Genomic DNA, 19,112 nt, shown 5'->3' with positions numbered 1-19,112 from the left:
GGGTCATCGATCGGAGACAGAGGGAACCACGGCGCCGACCCCGCCCTGGCTGTTGCTCGCGCCCAGGCGCTGCGACACCGTGCCCGCGCAGGCCTTGAGCGCGCGCGCGATCTCGCCGTCCCAGGCGGTGTGGAAGATGCCGGCCGGGCCGATGGCGGTCACGGCCAGCACGATGGCGCCGGTGTGGTCGAACACCGGCGCGGCCATGGCGCTCACGCCCTCGATCACCTCGCCGTCGGAGCGGCTGATGCCGTGGTCGCGCACTTCCTGGCACTGGCGCTCGAAGTCGCTCCACGAGGGCAGCGGCTGCACCGGCGGCATGCCGGCCGGCGGCGCGGGCTCGGCGGCGCCCTTGCGCTGCTTCTGGCGCTGGCGCTCGTCCTCGAGCTGCGCGCGTACCACGGCCGGGTCGAGGTAGGCGGCAAAGACGCGGCCCGAGGCCGTGTTGGTGAGCGAGAACACCGTGCCGTGGCGCATGTTCACGTGCACCGGCGAAGGCGACTCGGCCGTGCGCACGATGGTCGCGCCGCGCGCGCCCCACACGGCCAGCGCCACGGTGTGGCCGATCTGCTGCGCGAGCTGGCCGATCAGCGCCGTGGCGATGTGCACCGGGTCGGCCTGCTGCAGGCTGATCAGCCCCAGTTGCAAGGCCAGCGGGCCGAGCAGATAGCGGCCGCTGGCGCGGTCCTGCTCGATGAGGCCCAGACGGCCGAAGCTCACCATGTAGGGGTGGGCCTTGGCGGCGGTCATGTCCGCCTCGCGGGCCAGGTCTTTGAGCGCCATCGGGCGGCCGTGGTGCACCAGCGCGCGCAGCAGTTGCCCGCCGACTTCGATGCTCTGGATGCCGCGCTGGGCGCGGTCGGTGTCAACAGTCGCTGCCATGGCCGCCTTGCCGTCTGGTTGTTCGTTCATGAAGAAGGCATTAGACATGAACTGATCTCGGGCTTACACTCCGCGCATTCGTTATCTGCAAACTCGTTCGCCTTAAACGAATCAGGCGAATCCAAAACCACCCCACCGGAGACACACGATGAGCCAAGCCAAGAAATTCGCCAGCCACGCCGACCTGGAAGAAAAGAAGATCACCTTCAGCCAGATCTCGGAGCACGCCTGGGCCTACACGGCCGAGGGCGACCCCAACACCGGCATCATCATTGGCGACGACTGCGTGCTGGTGGCCGACACCCAGGCCACGCCCGCCATGGCCGCCGACGTGGTGCGCCGCATCCGCGAAGTGACCGACAAGCCCATCAAGTACGTGGTGCTCACGCACTACCACGCGGTGCGCGTGCTGGGCGCGGCGGGCTACGGCGCCGAACACATCCTGGCCAGCCAGGACACGCGCGACCTGATCGTCGAGCGCGGCGAGGAAGACAAGGCCAGCGAAATCGGCCGCTTCCCGCGCCTGTTCCAGAACGTCGAGACGGTGCCCCCGGGCCTGACCTGGCCCACCATGACCTTCACCGGCAAGATGACGCTGTGGCTGGGCACGCTCGAAGTGCAGCTGCTGCAGCTGGGCCGCGGCCACACCAAGGGCGACACGGTCGTCTGGCTGCCGCAGGAGCGTGCGCTGCTGTCGGGCGACCTGGTCGAGTTCGGCGCCACGCCGTACGCCGGCGACGCCTACTTCCAGGACTGGCCGCAGACGCTGGACAACCTCGCCGCCCTGAAGCCCCTGGCCCTGGTGCCGGGCCGCGGCGCCGCGCTGACCACGCCCGAAGACGTGGCCAAGGGCCTGCAGGAAACGCGCGCCTTCATCGCCGACGTGTACGCCAGCGTGCAGGACGGCGTGAAGGCCGGCCGCGACCTGAACGCGGTCTACAAGGAGACCTACGAGAAGCTCAAGCCCAAGTACAGCCAGTGGGTGATCTTCGACCACTGCATGCCGTTCGACGTGAGCCGTGCGTACGACGAAGCCTCGGGCCACGCCGACCCGCGCGTGTGGACGGCACAGCGCGACATCGACATGTGGAAGGCGCTGGAAGGCTGATCGGTTTTTCTCCCTCCCCTCCCGGGGGAGGGTTGGGGTGGGGGCAGGCAGAGCGCCGGTTTCGAGCGCCGCGTGTCCCCATCCCCGCCTTCCCCCGGAAGGGGAAGGAGCAAGACAAGGACAGAAGACAAGAACACGGAGACAACACGTGATCGACTACCAAAGCCTGCGCTTCGACTACACCCGCCACGCCGACCAGGACGCCGCGGCGCCCGCCCGCCACCCCGTGGTGGTCGTGGGTGCCGGCCCGGTGGGCCTCACGCTCGCCATCGACCTCGCCCTGCGGCAGATTCCCGTGGTGCTGCTCGACAACGACAACAGCCTGTCCAGCGGGTCGCGCGCGATCTGCTTCGCCAAGCGCACGCTCGAGGTCTTCGACCGCCTCGGCTGCGGCGATCGCATGGTGGACAAGGGCGTGTCGTGGCACGTCGGCAAGGTGTTCTTCCATGACGAGCAGGTCTACCGCTTCGACCTGCTGCCCGAACCCGGCCACGAGCGCCCGGCCTTCATCAACCTGCAGCAGTACTACGTCGAGGGCTACCTCGTCGAGCGCGCCGCGGCCCTGCCGCTGATCGACCTGCGCTGGAACAACAAGGTGGTCGGCATCGAGCAGCAGGGCGACGGCGCCGTGCTCACCATCGAGACCCCTGAAGGCAACTACGCGTTGGCCGCCGGCTACGTGGCAGCCTGCGACGGCTCGCGCTCCAACCTGCGCCAGCTGCTGGGGCAGGAAGCCAAGGGCCGCACCTTCCGCGACCGCTTCCTGATCGCCGACATCACGATGGACGCGCAGTTGCCCACCGAGCGCCGCTTCTGGTTCGACCCCTCGTTCCACCCCGGCCAGAGCGTGCTGCTGCACAAGCAGGCCGACGGCATGTGGCGCGTCGACTTCCAGCTCGGCTGGGACGCCGACCCGGTGGAAGAGCGCAAGCCCGAGCGCATCACGCCGCGCGTGCGCGCGCTGCTCGACAGCATCGGCTTCGAGGGCGTGCAGTTCCAGATCGGCTGGGCCAGCGTCTACACCTTCGCCTGCCAGCGCATGGAGCGCTTCCGCCACGGCCGCGTGCTGTTCGCGGGCGACTCGGCGCACGGCGTGTCGCCCTTCGGCGCGCGCGGCGCCAACTCGGGCGTGCAGGACGCCGACAACCTCGCGTGGAAACTCGCGGCCGTGCTGGCCGGCGATGCGCCCGACGCGCTGCTCGACAGCTACGCCAACGAGCGCGAGTTCGCGGCCGACGAGAACATCCGCAACTCGACGCGCGCCACCGACTTCATCACGCCCAAGAGCGAGGTGAGCCGGCTGTTCCGCGACGCGGTGCTCGAGCTGACCAAGCGCCACGCCTTCGCACGCTCGCTGGTCAACAGCGGGCGGCTGTCGGTGGCCACGGTGCTGCGCGACTCGCCGCTTAACACGCCCGACGCCGACACCTTCGCCGGTGCGATGGTGCCCGGCGCGGCAGCAGCCGACGCGCCCGTGCGGCGCGCCGACGGCAGCACCGGCTGGCTGCTGCGCGAATGCCATGTGGCGCGCTTCACCGCGCTGGTGTTCGGCACCGGCGACGCCGCCGAGCGCAGCCTGCAGGCGCTGAACGCCAGCGACCTCGCGCTGCACGTCGTGCGCGTGGAAGGCAATGGCGCCGACGCCGAACTCGCCACGCAGCGCTACGACGCGCAGCCCGGCACCGTCTATCTGCTGCGGCCCGACCAGCACGTGTGCGCGCGCTGGCGGCAGCCCACGGCGGCGAAGCTCCGCGCGGCCCTCGACCACGCACTGGCAAAGGCATGACCCCGATGCAACAGCAACTGATCACCACGCCGAACCTCGAAGCGCCCGACGACTTCTACGAGGCGCTCATCGAGGCCCACCAGGGGCTTTCCACCGAGGAAAGCCACGCCTTCAACGCACGGCTCGTGCTCGTGCTGGCCAACCACGTCGGCTCGCTGACCGTGCTGCGCGAAGCCTTCGACGCGGCGCGCGCCGGCTGAGCCGCGCCACATCCACGCACTCCCACCTCATCGCGATTTTCGAAAGAGAAGCCCATGACCCAACCCACCCCTGCCTCCGAACGGCGCTACCAGAGCGGCTTCGGCAACGAATACGCCTCCGAGGCCGTGCCCGGTGCGCTGCCGCAAGGCCGCAACAACCCGCAGCGCGGCCCCTTCGACCTGTACACCGAGCTGCTCTCGGGCACCGCCTTCACGGCGCCGCGCCATGAAAACCGCCGCACCTGGCTGTACCGCCGCCAGCCCTCGGTGGTGTCGGGCCGCTACCAGCCCTACGCGCAGTCGCACTGGACCACCGGCGCCGACCGCGAGATCGCGCTGCCGCCCGAGCCGATGCGCTGGGGCCCGCTGCCGCTGGACGGCGCGGCCGACGTCGACTTCATCGACGGCATGCACACGCTGGCCGCCAACGGCGACGCCGAATCGCAGGTCGGCATCGGCTCGCTGATGTACCTGGCCGGACGCTCGATGGAACAGCGCGCCTTCGTCAACGCCGACGGCGAGATGCTGGTGATGCCGCAACAAGGCCGCCTCGTCGTCACGACCGAACTCGGCGTGCTCGACGTGAAGCCCGGCGAAATCGTGGTGCTGCCGCGCGGCATGGCCTTCAAGGTGGCGTTGCCCGACGGGCTCTCGCGCGGCTACGTGTGCGAGAACTACGGCGCGCACTTCCGCCTGCCCGAGCTCGGCCCGATCGGCTCGAACGGCCTGGCCAACGCCCGCGACTTCCAGGCGCCCGTGGCGGCCTTCGAGGCAGACGGCGGCGCCTACGAGCTGGTGAAGAAATTCGGCGGCCGCTTCTGGACCGCACCGATGAAACAGTCGCCCTTCAACGTGGTCGCCTGGCACGGCAACCTCGCGCCGGTGAAGTACGACACGGCGAACTTCATGGTGATCGGCTCGATCAGCTTCGACCATCCCGATCCGTCGATCTTCACCGTGCTGACCTCGCCCAGCGACACGCCCGGCACGGCCAACTGCGACTTCGTGATCTTCCCGCCGCGCTGGATGGTGATGGAAAACACCTTCCGTCCGCCATGGTTCCACCGCAACCTCATGAGCGAGTTCATGGGCCTGGTGCTGGGCGAGTACGACGCCAAGCCGGGCGGCTTCAAGCCCGGCGGCGCGAGCCTGCACAACTGCATGGTGCCGCACGGTCCGGACGAAGAAGCCTTCGACAAGGCCACGCACGCCGACCTCAAGCCGCACAAGCTGGACAACACGCTGGCCTTCATGTTCGAGAGCCGCTACCGTTTCATTCCGACGAACTTCGCGCTGCAAAGCCCGGCGCTCGACACCGACTACACCGACTGCTGGGCCGGCCTCAAGGACCAATTCAAGCCATGAAGATGAAGAAGAGCGCTTTCGCCCTCACCCGCCGCGCGGCGGCCGTTGCACTGCTCGCGGCCCCGTTCCTGCTGGCGCATGCGGCGGACTTTCCGTCGAAGCCGATCAAGTTCATCGTGCCCTACAGCCCCGGCGGCACCACCGACCTCGTGGCACGCACCGTGGGCCAGAAGGTGTCGGAAAAACTGGGCCAACCGGTGCTCATCGACAACCGCGGCGGCGCGGGCGGCAACATCGGCATGGACGCCGTGGCCAAGGCCGCGCCCGACGGCTACACGATCGGCTTCGGCGCGATCTCGACCAACGCGCTGAACCCGCACATCTACAAGTCGATGGCCTTCGATCCGCGCAAGGACTTCACGGCCATCAGCCTGCTGGGCATGTCGACCATCGTGCTCGAAGTGCCGGCCACGTCGGCCATCAAGACCGTGCCCGAGCTCGTCGCCGCCGCGAAGAAGAACCCCGGCCTGCCCTACGCCACCGCGGGTGCCGGCACCTCGATGAACCTGGCCGGCGTGATGTTCGCGCAGATGACCGGCACCGAGCTCACGCACGTCGCCTACAAGGGCAGCGGCCCGGCCATCACCGACATGCTGGGCAACACCATCGGCGTGATGTTCGACAACCTGCCGGCCTCGCTGCCGCACATCCAGGCCGGCAAGCTGCGCGCACTGGCCGTGGCGGGCGGCACGCGCTCGCCCTCGCTGCCCGACGTGCCGACGATGGCCGAGGCGGGCCTCAAGGGCTATGCGCTGGAGCCGTGGTTCGGCGTGTACGGCCCGGCGAAGCTGCCACCGCCGATCGTGAAGGCGCTGAACGAAGCGTTCGTCGAAGCGCTGGCCATGCCCGACGTGAAGGCCAAGCTGCAGCAGGCCGGCTTCTCGCCGCGCGGCTCGACCGCGCAGGAGCTGAGCACGCTCACCGACACCGAATACAAGCGCCTGGGCGATGTGGCCCGCAAGGCCGGCATGACCGCCGACTGATCCGATTCAAGAACCGAAAGACATCCATGACCGCACTCAACGCCACCCATGACCCGAAGCTGCGCAGCTGGGTCGCCACCGCCAACCTGGCCGGCACCGACTTCCCGATCCAGAACCTGCCCTTCGGCCGCTTCCGCACCGCCGGCAGCAACAACGAGGCCTTCCGCATCGGCGTGGCCATCGGTGACCAGATCCTTGACCTGCGCGCGGCCGGCCTCATCGACACCGACGACATGAACGTGCTGATGAACGCCAGCGTGAAAGACCGCCAGGCCCTGCGTGCCGCGATCTCCGCCGGCCTCGCCGAAGGCAGCGGCCAACAGGCCGCGTGGTCGAAGGCGCTGCTCGCGCAGGCCCAGGCCGAGATGACCGTGCCTTGCCGCATCGGCGACTACACCGACTTCTACACGGGCATCCACCACGCCACCACCATCGGCAAGCTGTTCCGTCCCGACCAGCCGCTGATGCCCAACTACAAGTGGGTGCCGATCGGCTACCACGGCCGCGCCTCGTCGATCCGCGTGAGCGGCCAGACCTTCAAACGCCCGCACGGCCAGACCAAGGCGCCTGACGCAGAAACGCCGAGCTTCGGCCCGTCGAAGCGGCTCGACTACGAACTGGAGCTGGGCTTCTTCGTGGGCCGCGGCAATGCGCTGGGCGAGCCCATCGCCATCGCCGAGGCCGAAGACCACCTGTTCGGCGTGACCCTGCTCAACGACTGGTCGGCGCGCGACGTGCAGGCCTGGGAGTACCAGCCGCTCGGCCCCTTCCTCTCGAAGAGCTTCGCGAGCACGCTGTCGCCGTGGATCGTGACGACCGACGCGCTGGCCCCGTTCCGCGCGAAGTTCGAGCGCCCCGCCGAAGACCCGCAACCGCTGCCCTACCTCGACGCCCCGTCGAACCGCGCCAGCGGCGCGCTCGACATCACGCTCGAAGTGCTGCTGCAGACCGCGAAGATGCGCGCCGACGGCGTCGCGCCCGTGCGCCTCACGCTCGGCAACACCACCGAAGCTTCGTACTGGACCGCCGCGCAGCTCATCACGCACCACACGGTGAACGGCTGCAACCTGCAACCCGGCGACCTGCTGGGCTCGGGCACGCTGTCGGGCCCGCAGCCCGACCAGGCCGGCTCGCTGATGGAACTCACGGGGGGCGGCAAGCAGCCCGTCACGCTGCCGAACGGCGAGAAGCGCACGTTCCTGGAAGATGGCGACACGCTGGTGATGCGCGGCTGGTGCGAGCGCGAGGGCGCGGTGCGCATCGGGCTGGGTGAAGTCACCGGGACCGTGGTGGCCTGAGGCTTCCGCCTCCAGCCCCACCTCTCCCCTTCTCCCCTTCTCCCCGTGTTGTCCCCTCTCCCTCTGGGAGAGGGCTAGGGTGAGGGCCGTCGGCCTCACCACATCGCGCGGCCTCGATCGCCGCGCCCCCTCTCCCCAAGGGGAGAGGGAGCAAGAAGGTCAGGGCGTCGGTGCGGCAGACGATGCCGCACCCGCGGGTGCCGGCACCGCAGCAGCAGCCGGCCACGCCACCTCGCTGCCCACCCGCGGCTTGCCCATCGGCGCACCCGCGCGGCCGATGCGCACGGCGGCCATATCGGCCTCGCTCGGGTACTGGTCCATGAGCCAGTAGTCGAACACGCGGCGCGCAATGGGCGCAGCAGAGCCTGCACCCCAACCCGCGTTCTCGACGATGACCGCCAGCGCGATCTTCGGGTTGTTGGCGGGTGCGTAGGCCATGAACAGGGCGTGGTCGCGCTGGTGTTCTTCGAGCGCGCGCGCGTTGTACTTGGTGTTCTTGGCCTGCGTCACGGCCTGCGCCGTGCCGGTCTTGCCGGCCGCCTGGTAGCCCGCGCCCGCGAACACGCCACGCGCGGTGCCGCTGGTGACCACGCTGGTCAGGCCCTCGCGGATCACCGCCACGTTGGCCGCCGTGTAGCCGAGGTTCTCGGCCGGCGGCTGCGGCAGCGGCACGACCTGTCCGCTCACCGTGTTGCGCATCGCCAGCGCCACGTGCGGCCGGTGCTTCATGCCGCCGTCGGCCACGATGGCCGTGGCCTGCGCGAGCTGCAGCATGGTGAAGGCGTTGTAGCCCTGGCCGATGCCCAGCGAGATGGTCTCGCCCGCGTACCACTTCTTCTGTTCGGGCCGCTTGTAGGCGTTGCGCTTCCATTCGGTGCTGGGCAGCACGCCGCGCACCTCGCCGCCCAGGTCGATGCCGGTGATCTGGCCGAAGCCCATGGGCTTCATGAAGTCGTGGATCAGGTCCACGCCCATCTCGTTGGCCAGCGAGTAGTAGTAGATGTTGCTCGACAGCTGGATCGAGCGGCGCATGTCGACGCCGCCGATGTTGCCCTCGGGGCTGCCGAAGCGGTGGCCGCCGAAGTTGAAGTAGCCGGGGTCGTTCACCACCACGTTGGCCGCGCGCTTGCCGGTCTGCAGCGCCGCCAGCGCCATGAAGGGCTTGTAGGTGGAGCCCGGCGGGTAGGTGCCGCGCAGCGCGCGGTTGAGCAGCGGCTTGTCGAGCGATTCGGTGAGCGCCGCCCAGCTTTCGGTGTCGATGCCTTCGACGAACAGGTTGGGGTCGAAGGTGGGCTTGCTCACGAAGGCCAGCACCTCGCCGGTCTTGGGGTCGATGGCCACGAGCGCACCGCGCCGGTCGCCGTACATGTCTTCGATCAGCTTCTGCAGCTTGATGTCCAGCGACAGCATGACGGTGTTGCCCGGCGTGGCCGGGTGGCTCGCGAGTCGGCGCACAGCGCGCCCGCCGGCCGAGGTTTCCATCTGCTCGACGCCGGTCTGGCCGTGCAGCATCTTCTCGTAGCTCTGCTCGACGCCGAGCTTGCCGATGTAGTCGGTGCCCTTGTAGTTGGCCTGGTCTTCCTCGTCCCAGTCTTCCATCGCGGTTTTTTCGCGCTGGTTGATGCGGCCAATGTAGCCGAGTACGTGCGAGGCCAACTCGCCCTGCGGGTAGTTGCGGAACAGGCGTGCCTTGATCTCCACACCCGGGAAGCGGTAGCGCTGCGCCGCGAAGCGCGCCACCTCTTCGTCGCTCAGGCGGGTGCGGATCGGAATGGAGTCGAAGCTGCGCGAGTCTTCGCGCAGGCGCTTGAAGCGGCGGCGGTCGCGCGGCGACACCTCGAGCACGCTGGTCAGGCTGTTGATGGTCTCCTCGACGTCGCCGACCTTCGAGGGCGTGATCTCCAGCGTGTAGGCCGAGTAGTTGGAGGCCAGCACGATGCCGTTGCGATCGAGGATGAGCCCCCGGTTCGGCACCACCGGCACCACGGCCGTGCGGTTGCTCTCGGCCTGCTCGGCCAGATCTTCGTGGCGCACGACCTGCAGGTACACCAGCCGCGAGCCCAGCAGACTGAAGGCGAACAGCACCGCCAGGCCGATGACGATCACGCGGCGCTTGAAGCGCGCCAGATCGGCGGCAACGTTGCGGATTTCAGTCATGGCATCAGGAGCTTAGGCGTGCGCAGGTGCGATGGCAAATGCGACGGGAAGAAGAACTCAGAGGGGTCGGTTCTCGTCGGGTTCGGGGGTGCGGCGCTGCGGTGCGAGCAGCAGCGCCGTGGCCAGCGGCCACAAGGCGGCCTCGATGGCCGGCGAGATCAGCACGCCCCAGCCCGGAAACACGCCGCCGCCGATCATGCGCGTGATCACCTCGATGAACTGCGACAGCGCAAACAGCGGCAGCACCTGCAGTGCCTGCGAGAGCACCGGGTACCAGAGCAGGCGCCGGTGGATCATGATCGCGAAGAAGCCCAGCGTGGTGTAGGACAGCGCATGCTGGCCCAGCATCGACGACTGGTGCACGTCCATGAGCAGGCCGAACATGAAGGCCGCGCCGATGCCCACGCGCGCGGGCTGGTGCACGCCCCAGAACACGATCACCAGCGCCAGCAGGTCGGGCATCCAGGCGGCACGGCCGATGGGAATCATGTTGACCAGCAGCGCCACGAGCAGGCTGGTCCACATGAAGACGGGGCTGACGGGCAGCAAGAGCTGCTGCTGGCCGGGGCGCTTGATCATCGCGTGGCTCCCGCAGGCTTCTTCTCGTTCTTGCCGGCGCCGGGCTTGCCGTCGGGGCGCTTGCGCTGGGTGGACGCGGCCTCGACGTGCGGCGGCGCCACCGGGGCGCCGGAAGGCTCGAGCACCAGCACGTAGCGCGCCGCGGTCACGCGGGCCAGCGGCACGCAGTAGATGCGCGCAAAGGCCGAATCGGCGCGGCGCTCGATGCGTTCGATCTTCGCCACCGGCAGGCCGGCCGGGTAGATGCCGTCGACGCCGCTGGTGGAGAGCAGGTCGCCTTCCTGCAGGTCGGCATTGGCCGCCATGAAGCGCAGCTCCATGCCGCCGCCGTGCGCCGAAGCGTCGCCGAAGGCCACGCTGCGCACGCCGGTGCGGGTGTTCTGCACGGGGATGGCCAGGTCGCGGTCGATCACCAGCGTGACCTCGCTCGTGAAGGGCAGCACCTGCGTGACCTGGCCCAGCACGCCGCGCGCGTCGATCACCGGCGAGCCGGCGGCCACGCCCTGCGTGAGGCCCTGGTCGATGACGATCTTGCGCGTATAGGGGTCGGCCGCGTCGTACAGCACCTCGGCCGGACGACCGGGCGTGGTGGTGGTCTGGCGCAGTTCGAGCAGCTCGCGCAGGCGAGCGTTGTCTTGCGCCAGCGTGTCGGCGCGGCTGGCGGTTTCGGCCTGCAGCATCAGTGCCTTGCGCGCTTCTTCTTCGTTGTGCTGCGCGGTCTGCAGCTCTTCGAAGTAGCGGCTGCCGCCCATCACCAGCATGACCGGCTTGAGCGCCACCATCTGCACCGGGTAGAGCACCGCGCCGATGGCCGAGCGGATCGGCTTCACGAGGTGAAAGCGTGCGTCGGCCACCATCAGGAAGAGCGAGAGCGCGCCGAAGAAGATCAGCTTGCTGAGTGCCGATTGCCCCTGGTTGAACAGGGGAGGCGCTGTGCGATCGAGCGTGCCCAGAGGCATGTAGTCAGACCCGGCAGTGGTGCGGCATCAAATAACAAAAGGCCGGCCTGCGCAAGCAAAGGCCGGCCGATGGAGGCTTTCGCCTTTATTCGCTGGTGAAGATGCTTCCGAGACGGTCCATGCGTTCGAGCGCAATGCCGCAACCGCGCACCACGCAGGTCAGCGGATCTTCGGCCACGAGCACCGGCAGGCCGGTTTCCTCGGCGAGCAGGCGGTCGAGGTCACGCAGCAGCGCGCCGCCGCCGGTGAGCATCATGCCGCGCTCGGCGATGTCGGCGCCCAGTTCGGGGGGCGTCTGTTCCAGCGCGTTCTTCACGGCCGAGACGATGTTGTTCAGGGGGTCGGTCAGGGCTTCCAGCACTTCGTTGCTGCTGATGGTGAAGCTGCGCGGCACGCCTTCGGAAAGGTTGCGGCCCTTGACTTCCATTTCCTTGACTTCGGAGCCCGGGAAGGCCGAGCCGATGTTCTTCTTGATGACTTCGGCCGTCGGCTCGCCGATCAGCATGCCGTAGTTGCGGCGGATGTAGTTGATGATGGCTTCGTCGAAGCGGTCGCCGCCCACGCGGACCGAGCCCTTGTAGACCATGCCGCCCAGCGAGATCACGCCCACTTCGGTGGTACCGCCGCCGATGTCCACGACCATCGAGCCCGAGGCTTCGCTGACGGGCAGGCCGGCGCCGATGGCCGCGGCCATGGGTTCTTCGATGAGGTAGACGGCGGTGGCGCCGGCGGCTTCGGCCGCGTCCTTGATGGCGCGGCGCTCGACCTGGGTCGAGCCGCAGGGCACGCAGATGATGATGCGCGGGCTCGGCGTGAGCAGCGTGCGCGGGTGCACCATCTTGATGAACTGCTTGATCATCTGCTCGGTGATCACGAAGTCGGCAATCACGCCGTCCTTCATCGGGCGGATCGCCTCGATGTTGCCGGGCACCTTGCCCAACATGGCCTTGGCTTCGCGGCCGACGGCCTGGATCACCTTCTTGCCATGGGGACCGCCTTCGTGGCGGATCGCGACCACGGAGGGCTCGTCCAGCACGATGCCCTTGTTGCGGGCGAAGATCAGGGTATTGGCGGTGCCGAGGTCAATCGCCAGGTCGGTGGAGAAGTACCGACGGAAAGCTCCAAACATGTGCGGAATCCTCTGAGCACGGCCTGCGCATCGGCAGGACGTCGCTCTATTTTTGGGTCGTTTGACGGGGTGAATTGATCGTTTTTGGCGCAAAAGCCGGCGCGTTCGCGGGGGTTGCGGCAAAGGCGGGATAATAACCGAATCCCCTCTGAATCCCGTGTCGGCACCCGCTTCGGCGTGCGATTGCCTCTGGTTTTTTCGACCCGTCAGCCATCTATGTCTCTTTCCGCTTCCGATATTGCACGCATCGCCTCGCTGGCGCGGCTGCAGCTTGCCCCAGATGAAAGCGAGCGCATGCTCACTCAAATCAACGGCTTCTTCGATCTGGTCGAACGCATGCGCGCGGTCGACACCACCGGCGTCGAGCCGCTGGCACACCCCGTGGCCGCGCTCGAAGACGTGACGCTGCGCCTGCGCGACGACGTCGTGAGCGAGCCGAACAACCGCGAAGCCAACCAGAAGAGCGCCCCGGCCGTCGAAGCCGGCCTGTTCCTCGTGCCCAAGGTGATCGAATAATGAGCAGCGGTGAACTGCACCAATTGAGCGTGGTCGCGCTGGCCAAGGCGCTGGCCGACCGCAAGGTTTCGGCCGTCGAAGCCTCGCAGGCCTTTCTGGGCCGCATGAAGGCCCACGAATCGCTCGGCACCTTTGTCGACGTCAACGAAGAAGTCACGCTGGCCCAGGCCCGCGCCGCCGACGCGCTCCTCGCCAAGGGCAACGCCCCGGCGCTGGCCGGTGTGCCGATCGCGCACAAGGACATCTTCGTCACCACCGATTTCGCCACCACCGCCGGCTCGAAGATGCTCGCGGGCTACCGCTCGCCCTTCGACGCGACTGTGGTGCGCCGCCTGGCCGAAGCCGGCGCGGTCACGCTCGGCAAGCTCAGCTGCGACGAGTTCGCGATGGGCTCGGCCAACGAGAACGTCGCCGTGCCCGCGGTCGGCCACGACAAGGCGGTGCCGGTGCAGAACCCGTGGAACCGCGAACGCATTCCGGGCGGTTCTTCAGGCGCCAGCGCCGCAGCGGTTGCAGCGCGACTTGCACCCGCCGCCACCGGCACCGACACCGGCGGCTCGATCCGCCAGCCGGCCTCGTTCTGCGGCGTGACCGGCATCAAGCCGACCTACGGCCGCGCCTCGCGCTACGGCATGGTGGCCTTCGCCTCGAGCCTCGACCAGGCCGGCCCGATGGCCCGCTCGGCCGAAGACTGCGCGCTGTTGCTGTCGGCCTTCTGCGGCCCCGACCTCGACCGCGATTCGACCTCGCTCGACAAGCCCGCCGAAGACTTCGGCCGCTCGCTGAACGACTCGCTCGAGGGCCTGCGCATCGGCGTGCCGAAGGAGTTCTTCGGCGACGGCGTGGCACCTGGCGTGCGCGCCGCCATTGATGCAGCGTTGTTGCAGTACGAGAAGCTCGGCGCGAAGCGCGTCGAGGTCTCGCTGCCGCGCACCGAGCTGTCAATTCCCGTGTACTACATCCTGGCCGCGGCGGAAGCGTCGAGCAACCTGAGCCGCTTCGACGGCGTCAAGTTCGGCCACCGCGCCAAGCAGTACAAGGACCTGGCCGAGATGTACGAACGCACGCGCGCCGAAGGCTTCGGCGACGAGGTGAAGCGCCGCATCATGATCGGCACCTACGTGCTCTCGCACGGCTACTACGACGCCTACTACCTGCAAGCGCAGAAGGTGCGCCGCATGATCGCGGACGACTTCCAGCAGGCGCTGACGCAATGCGACGTGATCGCCGGCCCCGCCGCGCCGACCACCGCCTGGAAGATCGGCGAACACGGCGACGACCCCGTGGCCGACTACCTCGCCGACATCTTCACGCTGCCCGCCTCGCTCGCCGGCCTGCCCGGCATGAGCGTGCCCGCAGGCTTCGACGCAGGCATGCCCGTGGGCCTGCAGCTGATCGGCAACTACTTCGGCGAAGCGAAGCTGCTCAATGCAGCGCACCGCTTCCAGCAAGCCACCGACTGGCACACGCGCACGCCGGAGGGCTTCTGAAATGAGCGAGATCGTGAACACCTTCGAAGCACAACAACAAGGCCGCCCGACCGGCCCGCTGGTGCGCGGCTATGAAGTCATCATCGGCTTCGAGACGCACGCGCAGCTGTCGACGAACAGCAAGATCTTCAGCCGCGCCTCCACGGCCTTCGGCGCCGAGCCCAACACGCAGGCCTGCGCGGTCGACCTGGCGCTGCCGGGCACGCTGCCCGTGATGAACAAGGGCGCGGTCGAACGCGCCATCAAGCTGGGCCTGGCGCTCGGCTCGCACATCGCGCCGCGCAGCGTGTTCGCGCGCAAGAACTACTTCTACCCCGACCTGCCCAAGGGCTACCAGATCAGCCAGTTCGAGATCCCGGTGGTGCAAGGCGGCTCGGTCTCTTTCTTCCTCGGCGAAGAAAAGAAGACCGTGCGCCTCGTGCGCGCCCACCTCGAGGAAGACGCGGGCAAGTCGCTGCACGAAGACTTCATCGGCCAGAGCGGCATCGACCTGAACCGCGCCGGCACGCCGCTGCTCGAGATCGTGACCGAGCCCGACATGCGCTCCACCGCCGAGGCCGTGGCCTATGCGCGCGAGCTGCACAAGATCGTCACGTGGATCGGCATCTGCGACGGCAACATGCAGGAAGGCAGCTTCCGCTGCGACGCCAACGTGTCGGTGCGCAAGCCCGGCGACAAGCTCGGCACGCGCCGCGAGATCAAGAACCTGAACAGCTTCAAGTTCATGCAGCAAGCGATCGACTACGAGATCAACTCGCAGATCGATGAGCTCGAAGACGGCCGCGCCATTCAACAAGCGACCGTGCTGTTCGACCCTGCCACCGGCGAGACGCGCACCATGCGCACCAAGGAAGACGCGGCCGATTACCGCTACTTCCCCGACCCCGATCTGCCGCCCCTCGTGGTGGCCGCCGAATGGATCGAGCGCGTGCGCGCCACCATGCCCGAGCTGCCGCGCGCCACGGCCGAGCGCTATGTGCGCGACCACGGCTTGTCGGAATACGACGCAGCACAGCTCACGCAAGGCGCGGCGCTGGCGCAGTATTTCGACGATGCGGTAAACGCCGGCGCAGCGCCCAAGCTGGCCAGCAACTGGATCACCGGCGAAATGGCACGCCGCCTGAACGCCGCCGAGATCGGCATCGAGGCCGCGCCCGTGAAGGCCGCACAACTCGCGCAGCTGGTGACGCGCATCGCCGACGGCACGCTGCCGAACAACGCCGCGCGTCAGGTGTTCGAAGCGCTGTGGAGTGGCGAAGGCAGCGATGTCGACGCGATCATCGAAGCCAAAGACCTGAAGCCGATGAACGACGCCGGCGCGCTCGACAAGATCCTCGACGAGGTGATTGCCAAGAACGCCAAGAACGTCGAGGAATACCGCGGCGGCAAAGAGAAGGCGCTCAACGGCCTCGTGGGCCAGGTCATGAAGGCCAGCGGGGGCAAGGCGAACCCGGCGCAGGTCACCGAGCTGCTGAAAGCCAAGCTGGGCTGATCCAGCAATCAACCACCGGGGCCTTGCGCAAGGCCCCGGCAGGTTCATTCGTTCAGCGGGGGTTGCCGCCGTTCTGCGGCGACCAGAGCGTCTTCAGGCGCCCACGCTCTTCATCAAAGCGCGCATTCACGCGCTTCTTCTCGTCTTCCTGCTCCGCGACGAAGCGGTTCTGCACGGCCACGCTCTGCGTGTTGTCCTCGATCCTGCGGCGCACCGCGCCGGGCGCCTTGCTCGTGTCCTGCTTGTAGAACTCGAGCTCTTCGTCGATCTTCTTGCGATCGTCGCCAAGCTCGGCGATGCGCTTCTTTGCGGCCTGGATCACGGCGTCGATCTGCGACAGCGCCTCCACGCGTTCGCGGTCGTGCGTGGTGGCGTTGGGGTAGCGCACCAGCAGCGCGCGCTCGCGGCGGCGCTCGTCGATGAGCCGTGCGGCCTGGATGGCGGCTTCGCGGGCGCGGTCCTCGCGCTCCTGCAGCTCGCGCGCCGTGTAGGTCGGCTCCAGCTTGCGGCGCACCGTGCCGCTCGGGCCCAGTTCGCGCTGCTCGCGGTCGCTGCACTCGGCAATCGGCCGGTCGGCCGTGAGCGTGCGTCCGCGCGCATCGATGCAGGTGTAGATGCCGACGCCGGGCGCGTCAGTCTTCGCAGGCTGCGCCAGCACTGCACCGCACATCGACAGGGCCGCCAGGCCCAGCCACAGCGACGCCACGGCACAGGCAGAAGAAGAGGGATCGCGCGCAGGGCGTCGCATCGGTGCTGCGTCTCAGGCGCCGTAGCGCGTGCGGTAGGCCAGCACGCGCTCGCGGTGCGCGCCGAGGTCGGCGGCGGCGTTGCCCGAGAGGTAGCTCAGCAGGTCGTCCAGCGTGGCGATGGCGACCACCGCGAGGCCGAGCTGGTTGCGCACGTACTGCACGGCGCTGTGGTCCACGTCGACGCCGTTCTCGGTGGCTTTTTCCTGCCGGTCGAGCGCGATGGACACGGCATGCGGCGTGGCGCCCGCGGCCTGGATCGCGGCGATCGATTCGCGCACCGCGGTGCCGGCCGACATCACGTCGTCGACGATCAGCACGCGGCCCTTGAGCGGCGCGCCCACGAGGTTGCCGCCCTCGCCGTGCGCCTTGGCTTCCTTGCGGTTGTAGGCGAAGGGGTAGTTGCGCCCGCGGCGGGCCAGCTCGGCGGCCACGGTGGCGCCCAGCGGGATGCCCTTGTAGGCGGGGCCGAAGATCATGTCGAACTCGAGCCCGCTTTCGATCAGGCGGTCTGCATAGAATCCGGCGAGCCGCGCGATCTTGGCGCCGTCGTCGAACAGTCCCGAATTGAAGAAATACGGGCTCATGCGACCGGCCTTGGTCTTGAATTCGCCGAAGCGAAGCACGCCGGCGTCGAGCGCGAACTGGACGAAGTCCTGTGCCACCGCGCTGCTTGTCTGACCGTCTACAGCCATTGGAAATTCCTTGTGTTCAAACTGACCAGTCTCAATCTCAATGGCCTGCGCTCGGCGGCCACCAAGGGCGTCGCCGACTGGGTGGCCGAACTCGCGCCGGATTGTATTTGCATGCAGGAGATCCGCGTCCAGGCCAGCGATGTCGAGGGCCGCTTCGAACAGATGGCGGGCCTGCAGGGCCACTTCCACTTTGCCGAGAAAAAAGGCTACGCGGGCACCGCGGTCTACACGAAGCATGCGCCCAGCGCCGTGGTGGTGGGCTGGGGTGATCCCGAATTCGACGCCGAAGGCCGCTACCTCGAGCTGCGCTTCGACACGCCGAAACGCAAGTTCTCGGTGATCAGCTGCTACTTCCCGAGCGGCAGCTCGGGCGAGGAGCGCCAGGCCGCCAAGTTTCGCTTTCTGAAGGGCTTCTTCCCGCACCTCGTGGCGCTGAAGAAGGAGCGCGAGTTCATTCTGTGCGGCGACATCAACATCGCCCACCAGGAGATCGACCTGAAGAACTGGCGCGGCAACCAGAAGAACAGCGGCTTCCTGCCCGAAGAACGCGCCTGGATGACGCGCCTGCTCGACGCGGGCACCGAAGGCGCCGGCCTGGTGGACGTGTACCGCCGCCTCAAGCCCGACACCACCGGCGACGCCTACACTTGGTGGAGCAACCGCGGCCAGGCCTACGCGAACAACGTGGGATGGCGGCTGGACTACCACCTCGCGACACCGGCGCTGGGCGCGCTGGCGCGCACCGAGGCGATCTACAAGACCGTCAAGTTCAGCGACCACGCGCCGATCACGGTGGAGTACGACTTCACGCTCTGAGGCCGACCCGCCGTAGCGGGGCTCTGCGAGCTCAGCTGCGCTTGGCGGCCCGATACAGGCTCTCGACCTTCGGCACATTCGCCTCGAGCTTGGCGATGCGGTCCGGCCCGCTCGGGTGGGTCGACAGGAAGCTCAGGCCGCCCTGGTTCTTGGAGGCCGTGGCCATCTTCTTCCACAGCGAGACCGAGGCCTTCGGGTCGTAGCCCGCACGCGCGGCGAGTTCGAGGCCCACGAGGTCGGCGTCGGTCTCGTCGCTGCGGCTGAACTTCAGGGTGATGAGCTGCGTGCCGGCGCGCGCCGCGAGGTCGCCGACCTGGCCGAGCCCCAGCAGCTGCGCGCCGATGGACAGCGCCGCGCCGGTGCCGGCGCTCTTGGCCATGCGGGCGCGGGCGTGTTCGCGCAGCGCGTGCGCCATTTCATGGCCCATGACCATCGCAACCTCGTCGTCACTGAGCTTGAGCTGCTCGAGGATGCCGGTGAAGAAGGCGATCTTGCCGCCGGGCATGCAGAAGGCGTTGATCTGCTTGCTGCCGATCAGGTTCACCTCCCACTTCCATTCGCGGGCGCGGGCGTTCCACGGCAGGGCGAAGGGAATGAGCCGCTGCGCGATGGTGCGCAGCCGCTGCAGTTGGCCGTTGCCGTCGCCGGCCAGCGCGCCCTTGGCGCGCGCCTGTTCGAGCAGCTGGCCGTACTGCTGCACGCCAGCCGCCTCGATCTGGTCGGCGGGCACGAGGTTGCGGGCCACCGAGGCATTGCCGACGTTGACCTGCGCCAGCGCCGGCGCACTCAGCGCGGCACCGGCGGCGGCGAGCAGGAAGGCCCGGCGCGGGTTCCAGGCCGAGGCTTCAGAGAGGGCAGAAAGGGGGCGTTCGCATCGTGTGCACATAGGTGCCCGGATGATAGGAACAAAT

General features: G+C 68.2%; 18 protein-coding genes. 10 read left to right on the top strand and 8 right to left on the bottom strand.

The annotated features are described in order from the left end of the window. Positions 1-3 precede the first annotated feature (3 nt). Positions 4-882: an IclR family transcriptional regulator gene (locus CLU95_RS16540; RefSeq protein ID WP_099797343.1), complete on the bottom strand. Its 879-nt coding sequence runs from the start codon at positions 880-882 to the stop codon at positions 4-6. Between the two features lie 148 nt (positions 883-1,030). Between CLU95_RS16540 and CLU95_RS16535 the strand changes: the two genes are divergently transcribed. The 6 genes from CLU95_RS16535 to fahA all read left to right on the top strand — a co-directional run bounded on the left by CLU95_RS16535 (position 1,031) and on the right by fahA (position 7,622). Beyond that, on the top strand, positions 1,031-1,990 hold the full coding sequence (locus CLU95_RS16535) for an MBL fold metallo-hydrolase (RefSeq protein ID WP_099794620.1): 960 nt from the start codon (positions 1,031-1,033) through the stop codon (positions 1,988-1,990). Between the two features lie 148 nt (positions 1,991-2,138). Next, positions 2,139-3,776 carry an FAD-dependent oxidoreductase gene (locus tag CLU95_RS16530; RefSeq protein WP_099794619.1) on the top strand — a complete coding sequence of 546 codons (1,638 nt, stop codon included), beginning with the start codon at positions 2,139-2,141 and terminating at the stop codon, positions 3,774-3,776. 5 nt (positions 3,777-3,781) lie between these two features. After that, positions 3,782-3,976, top strand: a complete 195-nt coding sequence (locus CLU95_RS16525; RefSeq protein WP_099797342.1) for a DUF2783 domain-containing protein — start codon at positions 3,782-3,784, stop codon at positions 3,974-3,976. Between the two features lie 54 nt (positions 3,977-4,030). Further along, positions 4,031-5,341 (top strand): homogentisate 1,2-dioxygenase, encoded by a 1,311-nt coding sequence (hmgA, locus tag CLU95_RS16520; protein ID WP_099794618.1) that lies wholly within the window; start codon positions 4,031-4,033, stop codon positions 5,339-5,341. A 2-nt stretch (positions 5,342-5,343) separates the two neighbouring features. After that, positions 5,344-6,324 carry a Bug family tripartite tricarboxylate transporter substrate binding protein gene (locus tag CLU95_RS16515; protein ID WP_099794617.1) on the top strand — a complete coding sequence of 327 codons (981 nt, stop codon included), beginning with the start codon at positions 5,344-5,346 and terminating at the stop codon, positions 6,322-6,324. 26 nt (positions 6,325-6,350) lie between these two features. Further along, positions 6,351-7,622, top strand: a complete 1,272-nt coding sequence (fahA, locus tag CLU95_RS16510) for a fumarylacetoacetase (protein ID WP_099794616.1) — start codon at positions 6,351-6,353, stop codon at positions 7,620-7,622. A 159-nt stretch (positions 7,623-7,781) separates the two neighbouring features. On the opposite strand, the gene mrdA is transcribed toward fahA, so the two are convergent. The 4 genes from mrdA to CLU95_RS16490 all read right to left on the bottom strand — a co-directional run bounded on the left by mrdA (position 7,782) and on the right by CLU95_RS16490 (position 12,446). Beyond that, positions 7,782-9,779, bottom strand: coding sequence for a penicillin-binding protein 2 (mrdA, locus tag CLU95_RS16505; RefSeq protein ID WP_099794615.1), 1,998 nt, complete (start codon positions 9,777-9,779; stop codon positions 7,782-7,784). Positions 9,780-9,836: 57 nt separating this feature from the next. Continuing rightward, entirely contained in the window at positions 9,837-10,358 is a 522-nt protein-coding gene (gene mreD, locus CLU95_RS16500) for a rod shape-determining protein MreD (RefSeq protein WP_099794614.1), read from the bottom strand. Then, positions 10,355-11,317: a rod shape-determining protein MreC gene (mreC, locus tag CLU95_RS16495; RefSeq protein ID WP_099794613.1), complete on the bottom strand. Its 963-nt coding sequence runs from the start codon at positions 11,315-11,317 to the stop codon at positions 10,355-10,357. The genes mreD and mreC overlap by 4 nt, the downstream gene beginning before the upstream one ends. Positions 11,318-11,402: 85 nt before the next feature. Beyond that, the gene (locus CLU95_RS16490) at positions 11,403-12,446 is read right to left on the bottom strand and encodes a rod shape-determining protein (protein WP_056583929.1); all 1,044 of its coding nucleotides are present in this window, start codon (positions 12,444-12,446) and stop codon (positions 11,403-11,405) included. Between the two features lie 216 nt (positions 12,447-12,662). Here CLU95_RS16490 and gatC point away from each other — a divergent pair, with 216 nt between their 5' ends. The 3 genes from gatC to gatB are packed head-to-tail and all read left to right on the top strand — an operon-like array spanning position 12,663 to position 15,944. Next, positions 12,663-12,962, top strand: coding sequence for an Asp-tRNA(Asn)/Glu-tRNA(Gln) amidotransferase subunit GatC (gene gatC, locus CLU95_RS16485; protein ID WP_056583926.1), 300 nt, complete (start codon positions 12,663-12,665; stop codon positions 12,960-12,962). Further along, a complete protein-coding gene (gatA, locus tag CLU95_RS16480; protein WP_099794612.1) occupies positions 12,962-14,452 on the top strand; it encodes an Asp-tRNA(Asn)/Glu-tRNA(Gln) amidotransferase subunit GatA in 1,491 nt (496 codons plus the stop codon). The genes gatC and gatA overlap by 1 nt, the downstream gene beginning before the upstream one ends. A gap of 1 nt (position 14,453) precedes the next feature. After that, positions 14,454-15,944, top strand: coding sequence for an Asp-tRNA(Asn)/Glu-tRNA(Gln) amidotransferase subunit GatB (gene gatB / locus CLU95_RS16475; protein WP_099794611.1), 1,491 nt, complete (start codon positions 14,454-14,456; stop codon positions 15,942-15,944). 52 nt (positions 15,945-15,996) lie between these two features. On the opposite strand, the gene CLU95_RS16470 is transcribed toward gatB, so the two are convergent. Next, positions 15,997-16,614, bottom strand: coding sequence for a DUF4124 domain-containing protein (locus tag CLU95_RS16470; RefSeq protein ID WP_373670048.1), 618 nt, complete (start codon positions 16,612-16,614; stop codon positions 15,997-15,999). Between the two features lie 90 nt (positions 16,615-16,704). Beyond that, on the bottom strand, positions 16,705-17,385 hold the full coding sequence (pyrE, locus tag CLU95_RS16465; protein ID WP_099794609.1) for an orotate phosphoribosyltransferase: 681 nt from the start codon (positions 17,383-17,385) through the stop codon (positions 16,705-16,707). A 12-nt stretch (positions 17,386-17,397) separates the two neighbouring features. Between pyrE and CLU95_RS16460 the strand changes: the two genes are divergently transcribed. Then, positions 17,398-18,201 carry an exodeoxyribonuclease III gene (locus CLU95_RS16460; protein ID WP_099794608.1) on the top strand — a complete coding sequence of 268 codons (804 nt, stop codon included), beginning with the start codon at positions 17,398-17,400 and terminating at the stop codon, positions 18,199-18,201. A 31-nt stretch (positions 18,202-18,232) separates the two neighbouring features. Here CLU95_RS16460 and CLU95_RS16455 read toward each other — a convergent pair whose 3' ends face one another. Beyond that, positions 18,233-19,087 (bottom strand): M48 family metallopeptidase, encoded by an 855-nt coding sequence (locus CLU95_RS16455; RefSeq protein WP_099794607.1) that lies wholly within the window; start codon positions 19,085-19,087, stop codon positions 18,233-18,235. Between the last annotated feature and the right edge of the window lie 25 nt (positions 19,088-19,112).

It is taken from the genome of Variovorax sp. 54, assembly GCF_002754375.1.
Taxonomy (GTDB): domain Bacteria; phylum Pseudomonadota; class Gammaproteobacteria; order Burkholderiales; family Burkholderiaceae_C; genus Variovorax.
Note: the sequence above shows the minus strand (reverse complement) of the source record. Positions and strands in the feature narration are given on the sequence as shown.